The sequence below is a fragment of the Candidatus Palauibacter australiensis genome (assembly GCA_026705295.1).
Lineage (GTDB): Bacteria > Gemmatimonadota > Gemmatimonadetes > Palauibacterales > Palauibacteraceae > Palauibacter > Palauibacter australiensis.
In genome coordinates this window covers 1-2,485 of sequence record JAPPBA010000054.1, presented here as the reverse complement: position 1 = coordinate 2,485, position 2,485 = coordinate 1, and the positions used below count along the sequence as shown (strand labels likewise).

At 71.4% G+C, this 2,485-nt stretch carries 1 protein-coding gene; it reads left to right on the top strand.

Translation table 11 applies throughout. The features are described from left to right. Positions 1-108 precede the first annotated feature (108 nt). Positions 109-2,403, top strand: coding sequence for an IS4 family transposase (locus tag OXN85_03870; GenBank protein ID MCY3599100.1), 2,295 nt, complete (start codon positions 109-111; stop codon positions 2,401-2,403). Positions 2,404-2,485: the final 82 nt, after the last annotated feature.

Here is a 2,485-nt window from a genome sequence, read left to right as displayed (position 1 = left end):
AAACACCAGGAACCGCGAGTTGACGACCATGAGATGCCGGCGGCGGTCGCGGGCCTATCAACGACACACACTTGACTCCGGTGTCGTTTCCATGCGATTCGCTCAGCCATGCAGATCGGCATGCGTCAGGTCTCGGCGGAGACGGTGGAATGGTTCGACACGGCCTGCAAGGGCGGTGAACTGACGCGTACCGCGCTTGCCCGCGAGCTCTGCGAGCGTGAGAGCTGGGTCAACGAATTCGGCCGGCTGTGCTTCGCGTCGGCGCGCAAGCTCCTGCCGAAGCTCGCGGAGGCGCTGGGCGTGCGCCTGCCGGAGGCGGAGGCGACGGCGCTCGAGCCGCACATCCGCCCTCCGCCGGACTTTCCCGGCATTTCCGTCGCGTGCACGCTTCGGGATCTCGGCGTCCTGTCGCTCGACCTGGTGACGGACGCGGCGGACCGCCGCCGCTGGGAGGCGATGATCGAGACCCATCATCCCGAGGGATGGCGGCGCCCGCCGGGCGGCCAGCTCCGGTACTGGATCCGTTCGGAGCGGCACGGGGTGCTGGGCGGCATCGGCTTCACGGCGGCCGGGATCCAGCTCGGGCCGCGCGACGGCGTCATCGGCTGGTCGGCCGACGCCCGCGTGGCCAACGTCGGCAAGGTCGTGTGCAACAACCGGTTCCTCCTGCTCGGCGGCGTCCGGGTGAAGGGCCTCGCCTCCCGGGCCCTCCGCCTGGCGACGGCGCGCGTCGCCGAGGACTGGGCGGGGGCCTACGGCGAGCGCCCTGTCCTGGCGCAGACCTTCACGGGGCCGGAGATGTCCGGCCTGAGCTACCGGGCGGCGGGATGGAAATGCTGCCCGGAGCTGACTTCGGGGCGGCGTTCGGGCGTGCGCCGCGCGGTCTGGCTCAGGCCGCTCGCGGCGGGCTGGCGGGAGGTCCTGCGGCGCGGGCCGGAACGGGTTCTCGGCTGGTCCGGATCGATGTATGACGAGGGCGGATGGGCCGAGCGGGAGTACGGCCGGAGCCCGCATCCCGACGGCCGGGTCAGGAGCCGGATCGCGGAGATGGGCGCGGCCTGGACCCGTCGCCTCGGCGAGCACCTGCCGGCGATCTTCCCGGGGCGGGCGGAACAGGCGGCGGCATACCGGCTGCTGTCGAACGACGGGGTGAGGATGGAGCACATACTGGAGTCGCACTTCGAGCAGACGGTGGAGCGGTGCCGGGCCGAGCGGCTCGTGCTGGCCGTCCAGGACACGACGACGCTCAACTACGACGGGCTTTCGGGAACCTCGGGCCTCGACGATCTCGGCGGCGGCGGCAAGGGGACCTCGGGCATCCTGGCCCATGTCGGCGTTGCGGTGAACGCGGTCGGGCGGCCGCTCGGGATGTTCGAGGCGGACGCGGACTTCCGCAAGGCGGAGGGCAAGGACAGCGTCCGCTGGACGGACGGTCTGGACCGGGCGCAGGAGCTCGCGCGCGCCTGCCCGGACACCCGGGTGGTGACGGTCTGCGACCGCGAGGGCGACTTCTGGGAACTGATCTCGCGCGCGGAGGAGACCGGGGCGGCGCTGCTGGTCCGGGCGAGCCGGGGCTCGAAGCGCCGGGTGGCGCCGGCCTCGGGCGGCGACGAGGATCTCTGGGAGCACGTGCTCGGGACGGACCCGGTCGGGGCGCGGAAGATCGAGGTTCCCGCCTGCGGCGGCCCGAACCGCAGGAAGGGCCGCACGGCGCGGCTGACGCTGCGCTGCACGCCCGTGGACCTGCTTCCCCCGAAGGACCGGAAGGGCGAGGCGCCCGTCCGCATGATCGCCGTCTCCGCCCTTGAGGAGGACCCGCCCCAGCGCCTGAAGACGGCGAAAGGCAAGAAGAAGGACGGGCCGCTGCACTGGATGCTGCTCACCACGGAGGGCGAGGCCGGTCTCGAGACCGCCCGCACGGTCCTGCGCTGGTACGAGCTGCGCTGGCGGATCGAGCGCTTCTTCCACGCGCTGAAGGTCGGCACCCGCGTCGAGGACCGCCGCCTCGACGAGGCCGACGACCTGAAGAAGTGCCTCGCCTTCGACGCGATCACCGCGTTCCGGGTCTGGGATCTCTCGCTCCTGGCCCGCGAAAGGCCGGACGATCCGGCCGAACGGCACGTGACCCGGGAAGACGTCACGGCGCTTTGCGCTCTCGCCGCCCATCACGGGTTCAAGGTCCCCAGAGGGCCGCCGGAAATGACCATCGCGGGCTTCGTCGTGCTCACCGGCGGGCTGGCCGGCTTCCACCCATCGAAACGCCAGCCTCTGCCTGGCACTCAGAAGCTCTGGGAAGGGGTCAGGTTCCTGTCTCATGCCGTCATCGCCATTCGGGCCATGCAGGACTGGGACGGAAGCGAATTCGAAGGGGAAGATGAGACGGACTCAAGTGTGTTAGATTGATAGGCCCCGGCCTCGCGCAGGCGGCGCTCCTCGAGCTTCGAGAGCACGAGCGCCTCGCGCACCGCGCGGCGCAGGACCTCCC

What these genes read in the sequence shown, in the direction of transcription:
- OXN85_03870 (MCY3599100.1), top strand. Translation starts at nt 109, where the DNA reads ATGCAGATCGGCATGCGTCAGGTCTCGGCGGAGACGGTGGAATGGTTC.